The 14,726-nt window shown below is 65.7% G+C and carries 26 protein-coding genes; 2 read left to right on the top strand and 24 right to left on the bottom strand.

The window, feature by feature from the left end; genetic code table 11:
- Nucleotides 1-178: 178 nt before the first annotated feature.
- From map to rpsJ, 24 genes are all read right to left on the bottom strand, one after another.
- On the bottom strand, nt 179-1,015 hold the full coding sequence (map, locus tag ABZS61_RS27610) for a type I methionyl aminopeptidase (protein ID WP_351170199.1): 837 nt from the start codon (nt 1,013-1,015) through the stop codon (nt 179-181).
- A gap of 121 nt (nt 1,016-1,136) precedes the next feature.
- On the bottom strand, nt 1,137-1,796 hold the full coding sequence (locus ABZS61_RS27605) for an adenylate kinase (RefSeq protein WP_356426737.1): 660 nt from the start codon (nt 1,794-1,796) through the stop codon (nt 1,137-1,139).
- Entirely contained in the window at nt 1,796-3,115 is a 1,320-nt protein-coding gene (secY, locus tag ABZS61_RS27600; protein WP_356426734.1) for a preprotein translocase subunit SecY, read from the bottom strand. The genes ABZS61_RS27605 and secY overlap by 1 nt, the downstream gene beginning before the upstream one ends.
- Before the next feature lie 224 nt (nt 3,116-3,339).
- Complete coding sequence (rplO, locus tag ABZS61_RS27595) at nt 3,340-3,795, bottom strand: 50S ribosomal protein L15 (protein ID WP_356426731.1); 456 nt, start codon at nt 3,793-3,795, stop codon at nt 3,340-3,342.
- Between the two features lies 1 nt (nt 3,796).
- The gene (gene rpmD, locus ABZS61_RS27590) at nt 3,797-3,979 is read right to left on the bottom strand and encodes a 50S ribosomal protein L30 (protein ID WP_018550611.1); all 183 of its coding nucleotides are present in this window, start codon (nt 3,977-3,979) and stop codon (nt 3,797-3,799) included.
- Nucleotides 3,979-4,584: a 30S ribosomal protein S5 gene (rpsE, locus tag ABZS61_RS27585; protein WP_056796577.1), complete on the bottom strand. Its 606-nt coding sequence runs from the start codon at nt 4,582-4,584 to the stop codon at nt 3,979-3,981. Before rpsE ends, rpmD begins: the two co-directional genes overlap by 1 nt.
- A 47-nt stretch (nt 4,585-4,631) precedes the next feature.
- Complete coding sequence (gene rplR, locus ABZS61_RS27580) at nt 4,632-5,015, bottom strand: 50S ribosomal protein L18 (protein WP_328905327.1); 384 nt, start codon at nt 5,013-5,015, stop codon at nt 4,632-4,634.
- A 3-nt stretch (nt 5,016-5,018) separates the two neighbouring features.
- Entirely contained in the window at nt 5,019-5,558 is a 540-nt protein-coding gene (gene rplF, locus ABZS61_RS27575; protein WP_056796584.1) for a 50S ribosomal protein L6, read from the bottom strand.
- A 21-nt stretch (nt 5,559-5,579) separates the two neighbouring features.
- On the bottom strand, nt 5,580-5,978 hold the full coding sequence (gene rpsH, locus ABZS61_RS27570) for a 30S ribosomal protein S8 (protein ID WP_014154584.1): 399 nt from the start codon (nt 5,976-5,978) through the stop codon (nt 5,580-5,582).
- A gap of 223 nt (nt 5,979-6,201) precedes the next feature.
- Nucleotides 6,202-6,387 carry a type Z 30S ribosomal protein S14 gene (locus ABZS61_RS27565; protein ID WP_003948630.1) on the bottom strand — a complete coding sequence of 62 codons (186 nt, stop codon included), beginning with the start codon at nt 6,385-6,387 and terminating at the stop codon, nt 6,202-6,204.
- A gap of 2 nt (nt 6,388-6,389) precedes the next feature.
- A complete protein-coding gene (rplE, locus tag ABZS61_RS27560) occupies nt 6,390-6,947 on the bottom strand; it encodes a 50S ribosomal protein L5 (RefSeq protein ID WP_073718383.1) in 558 nt (185 codons plus the stop codon).
- The gene (rplX, locus tag ABZS61_RS27555; protein ID WP_014047788.1) at nt 6,947-7,270 is read right to left on the bottom strand and encodes a 50S ribosomal protein L24; all 324 of its coding nucleotides are present in this window, start codon (nt 7,268-7,270) and stop codon (nt 6,947-6,949) included. The genes rplE and rplX overlap by 1 nt, the downstream gene beginning before the upstream one ends.
- 2 nt (nt 7,271-7,272) lie before the next feature.
- Nucleotides 7,273-7,641 (bottom strand): 50S ribosomal protein L14, encoded by a 369-nt coding sequence (rplN, locus tag ABZS61_RS27550; RefSeq protein WP_003966950.1) that lies wholly within the window; start codon nt 7,639-7,641, stop codon nt 7,273-7,275.
- Between the two features lie 100 nt (nt 7,642-7,741).
- Nucleotides 7,742-8,026, bottom strand: coding sequence for a 30S ribosomal protein S17 (gene rpsQ, locus ABZS61_RS27545; protein ID WP_073718385.1), 285 nt, complete (start codon nt 8,024-8,026; stop codon nt 7,742-7,744).
- Nucleotides 8,026-8,250, bottom strand: coding sequence for a 50S ribosomal protein L29 (gene rpmC, locus ABZS61_RS27540; RefSeq protein WP_033297602.1), 225 nt, complete (start codon nt 8,248-8,250; stop codon nt 8,026-8,028). Before rpmC ends, rpsQ begins: the two co-directional genes overlap by 1 nt.
- Entirely contained in the window at nt 8,250-8,669 is a 420-nt protein-coding gene (gene rplP / locus ABZS61_RS27535) for a 50S ribosomal protein L16 (RefSeq protein WP_014047785.1), read from the bottom strand. Before rplP ends, rpmC begins: the two co-directional genes overlap by 1 nt.
- 5 nt (nt 8,670-8,674) lie before the next feature.
- A complete protein-coding gene (rpsC, locus tag ABZS61_RS27530) occupies nt 8,675-9,511 on the bottom strand; it encodes a 30S ribosomal protein S3 (protein ID WP_327115670.1) in 837 nt (278 codons plus the stop codon).
- Entirely contained in the window at nt 9,511-9,858 is a 348-nt protein-coding gene (gene rplV / locus ABZS61_RS27525) for a 50S ribosomal protein L22 (protein WP_307128872.1), read from the bottom strand. Before rplV ends, rpsC begins: the two co-directional genes overlap by 1 nt.
- A 42-nt stretch (nt 9,859-9,900) precedes the next feature.
- Nucleotides 9,901-10,182, bottom strand: a complete 282-nt coding sequence (rpsS, locus tag ABZS61_RS27520; protein WP_023539342.1) for a 30S ribosomal protein S19 — start codon at nt 10,180-10,182, stop codon at nt 9,901-9,903.
- Nucleotides 10,183-10,194: 12 nt separating this feature from the next.
- Complete coding sequence (rplB, locus tag ABZS61_RS27515; RefSeq protein ID WP_031096363.1) at nt 10,195-11,031, bottom strand: 50S ribosomal protein L2; 837 nt, start codon at nt 11,029-11,031, stop codon at nt 10,195-10,197.
- A gap of 39 nt (nt 11,032-11,070) precedes the next feature.
- Nucleotides 11,071-11,409, bottom strand: a complete 339-nt coding sequence (gene rplW, locus ABZS61_RS27510; RefSeq protein ID WP_031096361.1) for a 50S ribosomal protein L23 — start codon at nt 11,407-11,409, stop codon at nt 11,071-11,073.
- Nucleotides 11,409-12,059: a 50S ribosomal protein L4 gene (gene rplD, locus ABZS61_RS27505; protein WP_056796592.1), complete on the bottom strand. Its 651-nt coding sequence runs from the start codon at nt 12,057-12,059 to the stop codon at nt 11,409-11,411. Before rplD ends, rplW begins: the two co-directional genes overlap by 1 nt.
- Nucleotides 12,060-12,063: 4 nt before the next feature.
- On the bottom strand, nt 12,064-12,708 hold the full coding sequence (gene rplC, locus ABZS61_RS27500; RefSeq protein ID WP_328905321.1) for a 50S ribosomal protein L3: 645 nt from the start codon (nt 12,706-12,708) through the stop codon (nt 12,064-12,066).
- 14 nt (nt 12,709-12,722) lie between these two features.
- Nucleotides 12,723-13,031, bottom strand: a complete 309-nt coding sequence (gene rpsJ / locus ABZS61_RS27495; RefSeq protein WP_003948644.1) for a 30S ribosomal protein S10 — start codon at nt 13,029-13,031, stop codon at nt 12,723-12,725.
- A gap of 447 nt (nt 13,032-13,478) precedes the next feature.
- Here rpsJ and ABZS61_RS27490 point away from each other — a divergent pair, with 447 nt between their 5' ends.
- A complete protein-coding gene (locus ABZS61_RS27490; protein ID WP_356426718.1) occupies nt 13,479-13,931 on the top strand; it encodes a GNAT family N-acetyltransferase in 453 nt (150 codons plus the stop codon).
- A gap of 187 nt (nt 13,932-14,118) precedes the next feature.
- Nucleotides 14,119-14,574 carry a peptidoglycan-binding protein gene (locus ABZS61_RS27485; RefSeq protein WP_356426716.1) on the top strand — a complete coding sequence of 152 codons (456 nt, stop codon included), beginning with the start codon at nt 14,119-14,121 and terminating at the stop codon, nt 14,572-14,574.
- The last annotated feature ends 152 nt before the right edge of the window (nt 14,575-14,726 follow it).

Here is a 14,726-nt window from a genome sequence, read left to right as displayed (position 1 = left end):
TTGATCGACTCCGGCCGCCGTATGCGGACACACGGATGCACGAGAGCCGACGAGTCAGTCTACGTCAGCGGACTCCAAAAGACGAATCCGTCAAGTTTGCCCACTGGGACTGATCCTTAGACACGTATGCCCGACGCAGTCCTTGCGGACCCGGCGCCGGGACACGTCGTGAGTGGGCTCAGCCCAGGGGGTCCGGCGCCACCTCGACGCCGTACTGCGCCAGCCTCGCCCGCCCGCAGTCCGGTGCCGTCAGGACCAGCGGCCCCTGCTCCGTGAGAGCGATCGAGTGCTCCCAGTGGGAGGACCGGCTCCCGTCCGTCGTGAGGACCGTCCACTCGTCGGCGAGGACCTTCGTCTGCGCCGTACCCAGCGAGACCATCGGCTCGATCGCCAGGCAGACGCCCGGAACCAGCTTGATGCCCTTGCCGCGCTTGCGGGAGACGTAGTTCAGCAGGTGCGGGTCCATGTGCATCTCGGTGCCGATGCCGTGGCCGCCGTAGTCCTCGATGATCCCGTACTTGCCCGTCGCCGGCCGGGGCTGGCGGCGGATGTAGGACTCGATGGCCTTCGAGATGTCCACGAGCCGGTTGTTCACCTTCATCGCGGCGATCCCGGCCCACATGGACTCCTCGGTCACCCGGGAGAGCTCGACGAGCTCCGGAGCGTGACCGGTGCCCACGAAGGCCGTGTACGCCGCGTCCCCGTGCCAGCCGTCGATGATGGCGCCGGCGTCGATCGAGATGATGTCGCCGTCCTTGAGCACGGTCTTCTCGTCCGGGATGCCGTGGACGACGACCTCGTTGACCGAGGTGCAGATCGTCGCGGGGAATCCGCCGTAGCCCAGGAAGTTCGACTTCGCACCGTGATCGGCGATCACCTTGCGTGCGACCTCGTCCAGGTCCTTCGTGGTGGCTCCGGGAACGGCCGCCTCGCGCGTCGCGGCGTGAATGGCAGCGACCACCAGGCCCGCCTCGCGCATCTTCGCGATCTGCTCGGGGGTCTTGATCTGCACCATTGCTCGGCGCCTCTCTGCGTTCGATGGGACGGTCGGGGCCGTACTCCACGATACGGCGCAAACAACAGGCCGCGACGCCCTGAGGCGCCGCGGCCGGCTGCACTGGTGAAACGCGGGGGCGTCAGCCCTCGTCGGAGCTCTTGAGAGCCTCCATGGCCCGCTCGGTCACATCGGTGACCTTCCCGAGCGCGGAGATCGTCACGACCAGGCCCTGGGCCCGGTAGTAGTCGATGATCGGCTCGGTCTGCGTGTGGTAGACCTCGAGCCGGGTACGCACCGTCTCTTCGGTGTCGTCGTCGCGCTGGTACAGCTCGCCGCCGCACTCGTCGCAGACTCCGTCGGTCTTCGGCGGGTTGTACGTCACGTGAAAGACGTGAGCGCTCTCGTTCCGGCAGATGCGGCGGCCGGCGATGCGCTTGACCACCTCGTCCTCGGGGACCTCCAGGTCGAGCACCGCGTCCAGCTTGACGCTCTCATTCCTGAGCATCTCGTCAAGCGCCTCGGCCTGCCCCACGTTGCGGGGGAAGCCGTCGAGCAGGAAGCCGTTCACGGCGTCCGGCTGGGACATGCGGTCCTTGGCCATTCCGATGGTGACTTCGTCCGGCACCAGCTGTCCCGCGTCCATGAAGGCGCGGGCCTGCTTGCCAAGGTCGGTGCCCTGGCTGATGTTGGCGCGGAAGAGGTCGCCCGTGGAGATGTGCGGAATCGACAGGTTCTTGGCAAGGTACGCAGCCTGCGTTCCCTTGCCGGCACCGGGCGGCCCGACGAGGACGATTCGCATCAGCGGAGGAACCCTTCGTAATTGCGCTGCTGGAGCTGACTCTCGATCTGCTTCACGGTTTCCAGACCCACACCCACGATGATCAGGATGCTTGTCCCGCCGAACGGGAAGTTCTGGTTGGCACCGCCGAAGCCCGCCAACGCCATCGTCGGCACGAGTGCGATCAGACCCAGATACAGCGAGCCCGGCCAAGTGATCCTGTTGAGCACGTAGCTCAGGTACTCGGCGGTCGGGCGACCAGCCCGGATACCCGGGATGAAGCCACCATACTTCTTCATGTTGTCGGCGACTTCCTCGGGGTTGAACGAGATCGCCACATAGAAGAAGGCGAAGAACACGATCAACAGGAAGTACGTCGCGATGTAGTACGGGTGGTCACCCTTGACGAAGTGGTCCTGGATCCAGGTCGCCCAGCCCGAGGTGGAGTTGGAGAACTGGACGATCAGCGCCGGGATGTAGAGCAGCGAAGAAGCGAAGATGACGGGAATCACACCCGCCTGGTTCACCTTCAACGGGATGTAGGTGGACGTACCGCCGTACGACCGTCGGCCGATCATCCGCTTCGCGTACTGCACCGGAACCCTGCGCTGGGCCTGCTCGACGAAGACGACGAGGCCGACCATCACGAAGCCGATGAGGATGACGGTGATGAACTCGATCCAGCCGTCGGCGAGCTTGCCGCTCTGCTTGATGGCCCACAGGGCGCCGGGGAAGCTGGCGGCGATCGAGATGAACATCAGGATCGACATGCCGTTGCCGATGCCGCGGTCGGTGATGATCTCACCGAGCCACATGACGGCGGCGGTTCCCGCGGTCATGGTGATGACCATGACGACGGTCGTGAAGATCGACTGGTTGGGGACGATCTGGTCGGCGACGGGGCAGCCGCTGAACAACGTGCCGCTGCGGGCCGTTGCCACCAGACCGGTGCCCTGGAGGATGGCCAGCGCCACGGTCAGATAACGCGTGTACTGCGTGATCTTTGCCTGGCCCGACGACCCCTCCTTCTTGAGGGCTTCCAGCCGGGGGATGACGACGGTCAGCAGCTGAAGAATGATGCTGGCCGTGATGTACGGCATGATGCCGAGCGCGAAGATCGTGATCTGCAGCAGTGCACCACCGCTGAACATGTTCACCAGGCCGAAGAGGCTGTTATTGCCCTTACTTGCCTGGTCAACACAAATCTGGACGTTCTCATAGCTCACCCCCGGGACGGGAATGTGCGCCCCGAGACGGTAGAGCACGATGATGCCGAGCGTGAAGAGCAGCTTCTTGCGCAGGTCGGGCGTCTTGAACGCCCGGGCGAACGCGGTGAGCACGGTGCCTCCTGCGACCCCCGCGCAATGCGTAGAGGTGACGGTCTTGAGGATCGACGATTAGGTAACAGTCAATGGTCCCCGGGCGCTTGCCCAGGGCTTACCACAGCAACAGTGGACGCCACCTTACCGGCGGACATGCCCCCCTAGGAACGACCAACCGGGGATGCCCCATATGAGAGGCATCCCCGGTCGGATGTTCAGACCACCGAATTGTCCGTGTTGTCTCAGACGGGTTCGGTGACGGTGCCGCCGGCGGCGGCAATCTTCTCCTTGGCGGAGCCGGAAACGGCGTCAACCGAAACCTGCAGTGCCACGGAGATCTCGCCCTGTCCGAGGACCTTGACGAGGTGGTTGTTGCGCACAGCGCCCTTGGCGACCAGATCGGCCACCGTGACCTCTCCACCCTCGGGGTAGAGCGTCGCGAGCTTGTCCAGGTTCACGACCTGGTACTCCGTGCGGAACGGGTTCTTGAAGCCCTTGAGCTTCGGGAGACGCATGTGGAGGGGCATCTGGCCACCCTCGAAGCGCTCCGGAACCTGGTAACGAGCCTTCGTACCCTTGGTACCACGGCCTGCGGTCTTACCCTTGGACGCCTCGCCACGACCCACACGGGTCTTGGCGGTCTTGGCGCCCGGGGCAGGCCGGAGGTTGTGGGCCTTCAGCGGGCTGTTCTCCGCCATATCAGTCAACCTCCTCAACCGTCACGAGGTGGCGGACGGTGTGAACCATTCCGCGGAACTCGGGGCGGTCCTCCTTGACAACTACGTCGTGCAGGCGCTTGAGCCCGAGCGAACGCAGGGTGTCGCGGTGGTTCTGCTTGCTGCCGATGTACGACTTCGTCTGCGTGATCTTGAGGCGAGCCATTACGCACCCGCTCCCGCACGTGCACGAAGCAGAGCCGCGGGGGCGACGTCCTCGAGGGGCAGACCACGGCGAGCCGCGATCTCCTCGGGACGCTGCAGGCCCTGGAGGGCCGCCACGGTCGCGTGCACGATGTTGATCGGGTTCGAAGAACCGAGCGACTTCGACAGGATGTCGTGAACGCCGGCGCACTCCAGAACGGCGCGCACCGGGCCACCCGCGATCACACCGGTACCGGGGGAAGCAGGCTTGAGCAGGACAACGCCCGCCGCCTTCTCGCCCTGGATCGGGTGAGGGATGGTGCCCTGGATACGCGGAACCTTGAAGAAGCTCTTCTTGGCCTCTTCAACGCCCTTGGCGATGGCCGCGGGAACTTCCTTGGCCTTGCCGTATCCGACACCGACGGTGCCGTCACCATCGCCTACCACGACAAGCGCGGTGAAGCTGAAGCGACGACCACCCTTCACAACCTTGGCGACGCGGTTGATCGCGACGACGCGCTCGACGTACGCGGTCTTCTCGGCGGCGCTGGCGCCACCGTCACGGCCCTTCCGGTCCCGCCGCTCGCCGCCACCGGCACCGCTTCCGCGGCGCTGGGGTCCAGCCATTGGAATTACCTCTCTCTGTTACGTCCGCTGTGCGTAGGAACCGGGGCTTAGAACTTCAGCCCGGCTTCACGGGCGGCGTCAGCCAGAGCGGCAATCCGCCCGGCGTACTGGTTACCACCGCGGTCAAACACGACGGCCTCGACGCCTGCGGCCTTGGCGCGCTCGGCGACCAGGGCCCCGACCTGCTTGGCCAGGGTGCTCTTGTCACCCTCGCCACCACGGATGGAAGCGTCCAGGGTCGATGCCGACGCGAGCGTGTGACCCGCGACGTCGTCGATGACCTGAGCCACCATGTGGCGGTTGGAACGCGTCACAACCAGGCGCGGCCGCTCCGGCGAACCGGAGATGTGCTTGCGGACGCGGATGTGGCGGCGCTTGAGGGCGGCACGCTTGTAGGCGTCACCCTTGGCGATCTTTACACCGTATGCCATGGCTTACTTACCCGCCTTTCCGACCTTGCGGCGGATAACCTCGCCGGCGTACTTGACGCCCTTGGCCTTGTACGGGTCGGGCTTCCGCAGCTTGCGGATCTTCGCGGAGACCTCGCCGACCTTCTGCTTGTCGATGCCCTCGACACTGAACTTCGTGGGCGACTCGACCTTGAAGGTGATGCCATCCGGAGCCTCGATGAGGATCGGGTGGCTGTAGCCCAGGGCGAACTCCAGGTTGGAGCCCTTCGCCTGGACTCGGTAACCGACACCGCTGATCTCGAGCGCCTTGCTGTATCCCGCGGTCACGCCGGTGATCATGTTCGCCACCAGCGTGCGGGACAGGCCGTGAAGGGCCTTGTTCTGACGCTCGTCGTTAGGGCGGACGACGTTGAGCACGCCGTCCTCACCCTTGGTGACCTCGATCGGCGCGGCAACGGTGTGCGAGAGGGTGCCCTTGGGGCCCTTCACTGCGACCGTGCGGCCATCGATGGTGACGTCCACACCGGCGGGAACCTGGATGGGGAGCTTGCCGATTCGCGACATGAGCTATTCCTCCGTTCCCGACTACCAGACGTAGGCGAGGACTTCCCCACCTACGCCCTTCTTGCTGGCCTGCTGGCCGGTCAGGAGACCGTGGGACGTGGAGATGATCGCCACGCCCAGGCCGCCGAGAACCTTCGGCAGATTGGTGGACTTTGCGTATACACGCAGACCCGGCTTCGAAATGCGCTTGATGCCGGCAATCGAACGCTCGCGGTTCGGCCCGAACTTCAGCTCGAGGACGAGGCTCTTACCGACCTCGGCGTCCTCGACCTTCCAGCCGGTGATGAAGCCCTCCTGCTGGAGGATCTCCGCGATGTGCGACTTGATCTTGCTGTGCGGCATTGCGACATCGTCGTGATACGCCGAGTTCGCGTTACGCAGACGCGTGAGCATGTCTGCGATGGGATCAGTCATGGTCATGAGTTGGCCTTCGGCCTCTCTCGCCGGGGTTTCCTGTATGCGCCATCCCTCTCCCCACTCAGTGGCGGGACGGGTGCGGTGCGGGGACCTACGGCGTAGTAAGTCGGTCAGGGCGGCAGGCGCCCAACCCTTCAAGCCTACGGCATGAAGAGCGGGGCTCCTGCCGACCAGATACTTACCGAGAGCTTTCTGGTCCTCCCAAGCCCCTAGGGGCGAAGGAGAATTACCAGGAGCTCTTGGTCACGCCCGGCAGCTCGCCACGGTGAGCCATCTCACGAAGGCACACGCGGCACAGGCCGAACTTGCGGTAGACGGAGTGGGGCCGGCCGCAGCGCTGGCAGCGGGTGTACCCGCGAACGCCGAACTTCGGCTTACGGGCGGCCTTAGCGATCAGAGCCTTCTTCGCCACGGTCAGTTCTCCTTGAACGGGAAGCCGAGGTGACGAAGCAGGGCACGACCCTCGTCGTCGTTGGTCGCCGTGGTGACCACGGTGATGTCCATGCCCCGGACCCGGTCGATCTTGTCCTGGTCGATCTCGTGGAACATGACCTGCTCCGTGAGACCGAAGGTGTAGTTGCCACGGCCGTCGAACTGCTTCGGCGACAGGCCACGGAAGTCACGGATACGCGGAAGCGCGAGCGACAGCGTACGGTCCAGGAACTCCCACATGCGGTCACCACGGAGGGTGACGTGGCAGCCGATCGGCTGCCCCTCGCGCAGCTTGAACTGCGCGATCGACTTGCGGGCCTTGGTGACGGCCGGCTTCTGACCGGTGATCGTGGTGAGGTCCTTGACGGCACCGTCGATCAGCTTGGAGTCGCGGGCGGCGTCGCCCACACCCATGTTGACCACGATCTTGACCAGACCGGGGACCTGCATGACGTTCTCGTACGAGAACTCCTCACGCAGCTTGCCGGCGATTTCCTCGCGGTAGCGCGTCTTGAGACGCGGCGCAGTGGTGGTCGTCATCAGATGTCCTCACCGGTCCGCTTGGCAACGCGGATCTTCTTGCCCTCGTCGTCAAAGCGGTAGCCGACGCGGGTGACGACCTTGTTGCCGTCCTTCTCCACGACCAGCTGAACGTTGCTGACGTGAATCGGGGCCTCGGTGGTGACAATGCCACCCGTCTGCGAGCCGCGAGCCGTCTGACCGGCCTTGGTGTGCTTCTTGACCCGGTTGACACCCTCGACGAGGACGCGGTCCTGAGCGGGGAAGGCAACGATGACCTTGCCCTGCTTGCCCTTGTCCTTACCGGTGATGACCTGAACCAGGTCGCCCTTCTTGATCTTCATGCTTACAGCACCTCCGGCGCGAGCGAGATGATCTTCATGAACTTCTTCTCGCGCAGCTCACGGCCCACCGGGCCGAAGATACGGGTGCCGCGGGGGTCGCCGTCGTTCTTGAGAATGACAGCGGCGTTCTCGTCGAAGCGGATGTACGAGCCATCCTGACGACGACGCTCCTTGACGGTGCGAACGATGACGGCCTTGACGACGTCACCCTTCTTCACGTTGCCACCGGGGATCGCGTCCTTGACGGTGGCGACGATGACGTCACCGATGCCCGCGTAGCGGCGACCCGAGCCACCGAGAACACGGATGGTGAGAATTTCCTTCGCACCCGTGTTGTCGGCGACGCGCAGTCGCGACTCCTGCTGGATCACGTCTATCTCCTGATCGTCTGCCGGTTCCCGGCGGGGGCTCCGGTGAAGGAGCCCCCGCCGAGCCTGGCGGAACTTGCCTGAGGGGGATGCCCTTCAGGAATTACTTGGCCTTCTCGAGGATCTCGACGATGCGCCAGCGCTTCGAAGCGGACAGCGGACGCGTCTCCATGATGATGACGCGGTCGCCGACGCCTGCAGCGTTCTGCTCGTCGTGGGCCTTGAGCTTGTTCGTACGGCGGATGACCTTGCCGTACAGCGCGTGCTTGACGCGGTCCTCGACAGCGACGACGACGGTCTTGTCCATCTTGTCGCTGACGACCAGACCCTCACGGGTCTTGCGGAAACCGCGGTCAGTGTTGGTCTCAGTCACAGTCTTCTCGCTCATCAGACGCTCTCCACCGTCTCGATGCCCAGCTCGCGCTCGCGCATCAGGGTGTAGATCCGGGCGATGTCCTTACGGACGGACTTGAGCCGACCGTGGTTCTCGAGCTGCCCCGTCGCCGCCTGGAAGCGGAGGTTGAACAGCTCTTCCTTGGCCTCGCGGAGCTTGTTGAGGAGCTCCTCGCCGCCCAGCTCGCGCAGCTCGGACGCCTTGGTACCGGCCGACATCACGACTCACCTGCCTCGCGCCGAACGATCCGGCACTTCATCGGAAGCTTGTGAGCAGCGCGGGTGAGCGCCTCACGAGCAATCTTCTCGTTCGGGTAGGACAGCTCGAACATCACCCGACCGGGCTTGACGTTCGCGATCCACCACTCGGGAGAACCCTTACCGGAACCCATGCGGGTCTCGGCAGGCTTCTTCGTCAGGGGGCGGTCCGGGTAGATGTTGATCCAGACCTTGCCGCCACGCTTGATGTGGCGGGTCATCGCGATACGAGCTGCCTCGATCTGGCGGTTCGTCACGTACGCCGGGGTCAGCGCCTGGATGCCGTACTCGCCGAACGCAACCTGCGTGCCACCCTTGGACATACCGCTGCGCTTCGGGTGGTGCTGCTTGCGGTGCTTGACCCTACGGGGGATCAGCATTTCGGTCAGGCCTCCGTTCCGGTGCTCTCAGCCGGAGCAGCGGCGGCGGGAGCGTCGGCCTTGGGGGCCTCTGCTGCCGGCGCGGACTGCTGCGGCTTGCGGCCGCGACCGCCACGCTCGCCACCACGGCCACCACGGCCGGCCGGGCGGTCAGTGCCGCCACGAGCCGGACGGTTGCCGGCGCGAGCCGCTGCGTTCTCGGCGCGGACCTCGGCGATGTTCTTGACATCGCCCTTGTAGATCCAGACCTTCACACCGATGCGGCCGAAGGTCGTCTTGGCCTCGAAGAAGCCGTAGTCGACGTTCGCACGGAGCGTGTGCAGGGGCACGCGGCCCTCGCGGTAGAACTCCGAGCGGGACATCTCGGCGCCGCCGAGGCGGCCACCGCACTGGATCTTGATGCCCTTGGCGCCGGCCTTCATCGTGCTCTGCATGCTCTTACGCATGGCACGACGGAAGGAGACGCGGGAGGAGAGCTGCTCGGCGACGGCCTGGGCCACCAGCTGAGCGTCGACCTCGGGGTTCTTGACCTCGAGGATGTTCAGCTGGACCTGCTTGCCAGTCAGCTTCTCCAGCTCGCCACGGATGCGGTCGGCCTCGGCGCCACGGCGACCGATGACGATGCCCGGGCGGGCGGTGTGGATGTCAACGCGGACGCGGTCGCGGGTGCGCTCGATCTCAACCTTCGAGATACCGGCACGCTCCATGCCCTTCGTCATCATGCGACGAATGGCAACGTCTTCCTTGACGTAGTCCTTGTACAGCTTGTCGGCGTACCAACGGGACTTGAAGTCCGTGGTAATGCCGAGCCGGAACCCATGCGGGTTAACCTTCTGGCCCATTACCGGGTTCCTTCCTTGCTGCTGACGACCACGGTGATGTGGCTGGTCCGCTTACGGATCCGGTAGGCACGGCCCTGAGCACGCGGACGGAACCGCTTCAGGGTCGGGCCCTCGTCCACGTACGCCTCGCTGATGACCAGCGAAGTGGCGTCGGTGTGGTCGTAGTTGTGTGCAGCGTTGGCAATGGCGCTGTCAAGCACCTTGCCAACCGGCACGCTCGCGGCCTGCGGGGCGAAACGCAGGACCGCCTGAGCCTCCGTGGCATCCATGCCACGGATGAGGTCCACCACTCGGCGGGCCTTCATGGGCGTGACGCGGATGTACCGCGCCTGGGCCCTGGCTTCCATGGTTGTCCCTTCGGTGTAAGTCATAGTCGTTTCCACCCCGCGCTAGCGGCGCTTCGACTTCCGGTCGTCCTTGACGTGGCCGCGGAAGGTGCGAGTCGGCGAGAACTCACCGAGCTTGTGGCCGACCATCGACTCGGTGACGAACACCGGGACGTGGATCTTGCCGTTGTGCACCGCGATGGTGTGGCCCAGCATGGCCGGGATGATCATCGAGCGACGGGACCAGGTCTTGATGACGTTCTTGGTGCCTGCCTCGTTCTGTACGTCCACCTTCTTGATGAGGTGGCCGTCGACGAAGGGCCCCTTCTTGAGACTGCGCGGCATCTAAACCCGCTCCTAGCGCTTCTTGTTCGTCTTGCGGCGGCGGACGATGTACTTGCTCGATGCCTTCTTCGGCGAGCGAGTACGACCCTCCTTCTGACCCCACGGCGAGACCGGGTGACGTCCACCGGAGGTCTTGCCTTCACCACCACCGTGCGGGTGGTCAACCGGGTTCATCGCGACACCGCGGACGGTCGGGCGTACGCCCTTCCAGCGCATACGGCCGGCCTTGCCCCAGTTGATGTTCGACTGCTCGGCGTTGCCGACCTCACCGATGGTGGCGCGGCAACGGGCGTCGACCAGCCGGATCTCGCCGGAAGGCATACGAAGGTGGGCCATCGTGCCCTCCTTCGCCAGCAGCTGCACGGAGGCACCCGCGGAACGGGCGAACTTCGCGCCGCCGCCGGGCCGCAGCTCGATGGCGTGGATGGTCGTACCGACCGGGATGTTGCGCAGCGCCAGGTTGTTGCCCGGCTTGATGTCTGCGGTCGGCCCGTTCTCGATGCGGTCACCCTGCGACAGACCACGGGGAGCGACGATGTAACGCTTCTCGCCGTCCGCGTAGTGCAGCAGCGCGATGCGCGCAGTGCGGTTCGGGTCGTACTCGATGTGCGCGACCTTGGCCGGCACGCCGTCCTTGTCGTGACGACGGAAGTCGATCACTCGGTAGGCGCGCTTGTGGCCACCGCCCTGGTGGCGAACGGTCACACGACCGGCGTTGTTACGGCCGCCCTTGCTGTGCAGGGGGCGGACCAGCGACTTCTCCGGCGTGGACCGCGTGATCTCGACAAAGTCGGCGACGCTGGAGCCACGACGGCCCGGGGTCGTCGGCTTGTACTTGCGGATACCCATTTCTCAGTCCTCGTCCGATTCCGGACGACTCGACCTCCGTCAGGAGGTCGGGCCGCCGAAGATGTCGATACGGTCGCCCTCGGCGAGGGTCACGATGGCGCGCTTGGTGTCAGCACGCTTGCCGAAGCCGGTCTTGGTCCGCTTGCGCTTGCCCTGCCGGTTGATCGTGTTGACCCCGGTGACCTTGACCGAGAAGACCGCTTCCACGGCCTGCTTGATCTGGGTCTTGTTGGAGCCCGGCGCGACGATGAACGTGTACTTGTTCTCGTCGAGCAGCGCGTAGCTCTTCTCGGACACGACCGGCTTGACGAGAACGTCGCGCGGGTCCGAGTAGGTCTTGCTCGTGATGGTCGAGCTGGTAACGGTCGCCTCGCTCATCAGGCGTCGCTCCCTTCGGTCTCAGCGGTCTGGGGGCCAGACACGAAGGACTCGAAAGCGGCCTGAGTGAAGACCACGTCGTCAGAGACGATCACGTCGTACGTGTTCAGCTGGCCCGGCTCCAGGATGTGCACCTGGGGCAGGTTGCGTGCGGACAGCCACGCGGCCTCGTCGGCGCGGTCGACGACCAGGAGCAGGTTGCTGCGCTCCGAGATCTTGCCGAACAGCGTCTTGGCGGCCTTCGTGGAAACTCCACCCTCGACCACGCCGGTGACGACGTGGATGCGGGAGTGACGCGCCCGGTCGGAGAGGGCACCGCGCAGGGCGGCGGCCTTCATCTTCTTCGGGGTGCGCTGCGAGTAGTCACGCGGCTTGGGGCCGTGGACGACGCCACCGCCCGCGAACTGCGGCGCGCGGGTCGAGCCCTGGCGGGCACGGCCGGTGCCCTTCTGGCGGTAAGGCTTACGGCCACCACCGCGGACTTCACCGCGGCGCTTGGTCGAGTGCGTGCCCTGACGGGCAGCTGCCAGCTGTGCGACAACGACCTGGTGGATCAGCGGAACGCTGGTCTTCGCGTCGAAGATCTCCGCGGGGAGCTCGACGGTACCGGCCTTGTCGCCTGCCGGCGAAAGGATGTCAATGGTGCTCATTACCTCAAGCCCCCTTGGCCGCGGTACGGACCAGGACGAGGCCGCCGTTCGGACCGGGGACTGCGCCCTTGATGAGCAGCAGACCCTTCTCCGCGTCAACCGCGTGGATGGTCAGGTTCTGGGTGGTGACGCGCTCGTTGCCCATCCGGCCGGCCATGCGCATGCCCTTGAAGACACGCCCAGGGGTGGCGCAGCCACCGATCGAACCGGGGGAACGGTGCTTGCGCTGGACGCCGTGGCCGGCGCCGAGGCCCTTGAAGTTGTGACGCTTCATGACACCGGCGAAGCCCTTGCCCTTGCTCTTGCCCGTGACGTCAACCTTGACGCCGGACTCGAACACCTCGGCAGTGATCTCCTGGCCCAGCGTGTACTCGCTGGAGTCAGGGGTGCGGAGCTCCACCAGGTGGCGGCGCGGGGTCACGTCGGCCTTGGCGAAGTGGCCCTTGAGGGGCTTGTTCACCTTGCGCGGGTCGATCTCGCCGAAGGCGATCTGGACCGACTCGTAGCCGTCGCTGTCGTTCGTACGAACCTGCGTCACGACGCACGGACCGGCCTTGACGACGGTCACCGGGACAACCCGGTTGTTCTCGTCCCAGACCTGGGTCATACCGAGCTTCTCGCCCAGGACGCCCTTGATGTTCTTGCTCATCTCGGCCCGTCCCCTCAGAGCTTGATCTCGATGTCGACGCCAGCCGGCAGGTCGAGGCGCATCAGCGAGTCGACCGTCTTCGGCGTGGGGTCGAGAATGTCGATGAGGCGCTTGTGCGTGCGCATCTCGAAGTGCTCGCGAGAGTCCTTGTACTTGTGCGGCGACTTGATGACGCAGTACACGTTCTTCTCAGTGGGCAGCGGCACCGGGCCTGCGACCGACGCACCAGTGCGGGTCACCGTCTCGACGATCTTCTTCGCCGAGGAGTCGATGACCTCGTGGTCGTAGGCCTTGAGCCGGATGCGGATCTTCTGTCCCGCCATGGCTACTAGTAGTCCTGTCTCTCATAACGCTCTGGAACCCGGGGGTTCTCAGGACTCCACCTCCGACCCACGCGGTCGGGCGTGTCGCATCCCCTCTACGAAAATCTCCCGAAGGAAATCCCAACCAAGGGGGTGCGGGCCTGAGACCTCGCGGACGGGGGCGAAACACCCACCGGGTGCCTGGTCTGCGCCCTGCTGAACTTCCCGAAAGATTCCCGTACGTCCGACCCGCATGGGGTCGACGAGTACTGTGGGACTCGCTTCCGGTCCTCCCGGCGGGAGGCGCGCAGCATTGACACTCAACCGAGCAACCTGACCAGTGTGCCATACGGGTCGCAGGCCTGGCCAATCGGGCGGAGGATCCTACCCCTCGCGGTCGGATGGTCAAACGCGGGCACGCCCTGGGCTGCCACCGGACCCCCGCACCCCTCCTGCGAAACTCTCCCCGTGGATACGAACACGGTCCCCGCCTGGACGCTGCGGCCCGCCGACCTGCGGGACCTCGAGCCGATCGTGGAGCTCCGCGCGGCCGTGATGCGCCCCGATCTGGAGCGTCTGGGCCGCTACGACGAGCATCGCGTACGACAGCGGCTGCGGGACGCCTACGTCCCCGGGCACACCTCGGTCGTGCTGGCCCAAGAAGCCTTCGCCGGATGTGTCGCCCTGCGCCCGCAGGGGGGCGGGTACTGGCTGGAGCACTTCTACCTCTCCCCCGCGCACCAGGGCCGGGGGCTCGGCTCCGCCGTCCTGCTCTCGCTCCTGGCCCGCACGGACGGCGAGGGCACCACCGTCCGGCTGAACGTGCTGCAGGGCAGCGCGGCGAGGCGTCTGTACGAGCGCCACGGCTTCGTCCTGGAGGACGAGGACGCGGTGGACGTGTTCATGGTGCGCGCCCCGTAGATATGGAGCATCCGCCTCCTCCCCCGTGTTCTGGGCCTTTCGGATGGAGCCGAAGAACCTGGGCCTCTCGTGCACCTTTCCGGGAAGCTCAGGTCCAGCGCCGCAGGGGGAACGCCGCCCCTGCCGCACCACCGAGCGGGCGGGCCGGTGCACGGTTCGGCCGCTCCACGGACTCATGGGGGAACACATGCGACAGAAGGTTCTGGCAAGGACACTCGTGAGCCTCACCGCCGCCGTCGGGATCGCCGCCGGGAGCCTGGCCGGCGCGGGCGCCGGCTTCGCGGCACCCGCGCAGAACACGACGGCCACGAGCGCAGAGGCCGGCGTGTTCGCGACGGACAACCTCGGGCTGAGCCCTTCACAGGCCAAGGCCATCCAGCGCGTCCTGAAGGACAGGTGGGGCTACACCGGGGATATCGACGGGGAGCTCGGCACGAACAGCTGGAAGGCGATGCAGCGCTTCCTGAAGGCGCACTGGGGCTACACGGACTCGATCGACGGAGACCCCGGACCCAACACGGTGAGGGCGCTGCAGCGCTACCTCAAGGAGTACTTCGGCTACACCGGCAAGATCGACGGAGACCCCGGACCCGGGACCCAGGCCGCCTTCAAACGGGCGGCCAACGCCTGCCCCGCCTGCTGACCTGACCTGATCCGATCTGACCGACTGCATGCGCGTGCCCGGCCCGCTGAGCAGTACGCGGGCCGGGCACGCGTCTGCGAGGCCCTGATGGGCGCGCGGTCCCCGTCGCGCCCCTTTGCGTCATGCACCTGCCCGGCGCGAGCATGACTGAC

The organism is Streptomyces sp. NPDC005566 (assembly GCF_040605575.1).
Taxonomy (GTDB): Bacteria; Actinomycetota; Actinomycetes; order Streptomycetales; family Streptomycetaceae; genus Streptomyces.
This window is presented reverse-complemented; position numbering and strand designations above follow the sequence as displayed.

Coding starts and splice junctions, on each gene's coding strand:
- map (WP_351170199.1), bottom strand. CDS start 1,015: ATGGTGCAGATCAAGACCCCCGAGCAGATCGCGAAGATGCGCGAGGCG.
- ABZS61_RS27605 (WP_356426737.1), bottom strand. CDS start 1,796: ATGCGAATCGTCCTCGTCGGGCCGCCCGGTGCCGGCAAGGGAACGCAG.
- rplO (WP_356426731.1), bottom strand. CDS start 3,795: ATGGCGGAGAACAGCCCGCTGAAGGCCCACAACCTCCGGCCTGCCCCG.
- rpmD (WP_018550611.1), bottom strand. CDS start 3,979: ATGGCTCGCCTCAAGATCACGCAGACGAAGTCGTACATCGGCAGCAAG.
- rpsE (WP_056796577.1), bottom strand. CDS start 4,584: ATGGCTGGACCCCAGCGCCGCGGAAGCGGTGCCGGTGGCGGCGAGCGG.
- rplR (WP_328905327.1), bottom strand. CDS start 5,015: ATGGCATACGGTGTAAAGATCGCCAAGGGTGACGCCTACAAGCGTGCC.
- rplF (WP_056796584.1), bottom strand. CDS start 5,558: ATGTCGCGAATCGGCAAGCTCCCCATCCAGGTTCCCGCCGGTGTGGAC.
- rpsH (WP_014154584.1), bottom strand. CDS start 5,978: ATGACCATGACTGATCCCATCGCAGACATGCTCACGCGTCTGCGTAAC.
- rplE (WP_073718383.1), bottom strand. CDS start 6,947: ATGACGACCACCACTGCGCCGCGTCTCAAGACGCGCTACCGCGAGGAA.
- rplX (WP_014047788.1), bottom strand. CDS start 7,270: ATGAAGATCAAGAAGGGCGACCTGGTTCAGGTCATCACCGGTAAGGAC.
- rpsQ (WP_073718385.1), bottom strand. CDS start 8,026: ATGAGCGAGAAGACTGTGACTGAGACCAACACTGACCGCGGTTTCCGC.
- rpmC (WP_033297602.1), bottom strand. CDS start 8,250: ATGTCGGCCGGTACCAAGGCGTCCGAGCTGCGCGAGCTGGGCGGCGAG.
- rplP (WP_014047785.1), bottom strand. CDS start 8,669: ATGCTGATCCCCCGTAGGGTCAAGCACCGCAAGCAGCACCACCCGAAG.
- rpsC (WP_327115670.1), bottom strand. CDS start 9,511: ATGGGCCAGAAGGTTAACCCGCATGGGTTCCGGCTCGGCATTACCACG.
- rplV (WP_307128872.1), bottom strand. CDS start 9,858: ATGGAAGCCAGGGCCCAGGCGCGGTACATCCGCGTCACGCCCATGAAG.
- rpsS (WP_023539342.1), bottom strand. CDS start 10,182: ATGCCGCGCAGTCTCAAGAAGGGGCCCTTCGTCGACGGCCACCTCATC.
- rplB (WP_031096363.1), bottom strand. CDS start 11,031: ATGGGTATCCGCAAGTACAAGCCGACGACCCCGGGCCGTCGTGGCTCC.
- rplW (WP_031096361.1), bottom strand. CDS start 11,409: ATGAGCGAGGCGACCGTTACCAGCTCGACCATCACGAGCAAGACCTAC.
- rplD (WP_056796592.1), bottom strand. CDS start 12,059: ATGAGCACCATTGACATCCTTTCGCCGGCAGGCGACAAGGCCGGTACC.
- rplC (WP_328905321.1), bottom strand. CDS start 12,708: ATGAGCAAGAACATCAAGGGCGTCCTGGGCGAGAAGCTCGGTATGACC.
- rpsJ (WP_003948644.1), bottom strand. CDS start 13,031: ATGGCGGGACAGAAGATCCGCATCCGGCTCAAGGCCTACGACCACGAG.
- ABZS61_RS27485 (WP_356426716.1), top strand. CDS start 14,119: ATGCGACAGAAGGTTCTGGCAAGGACACTCGTGAGCCTCACCGCCGCC.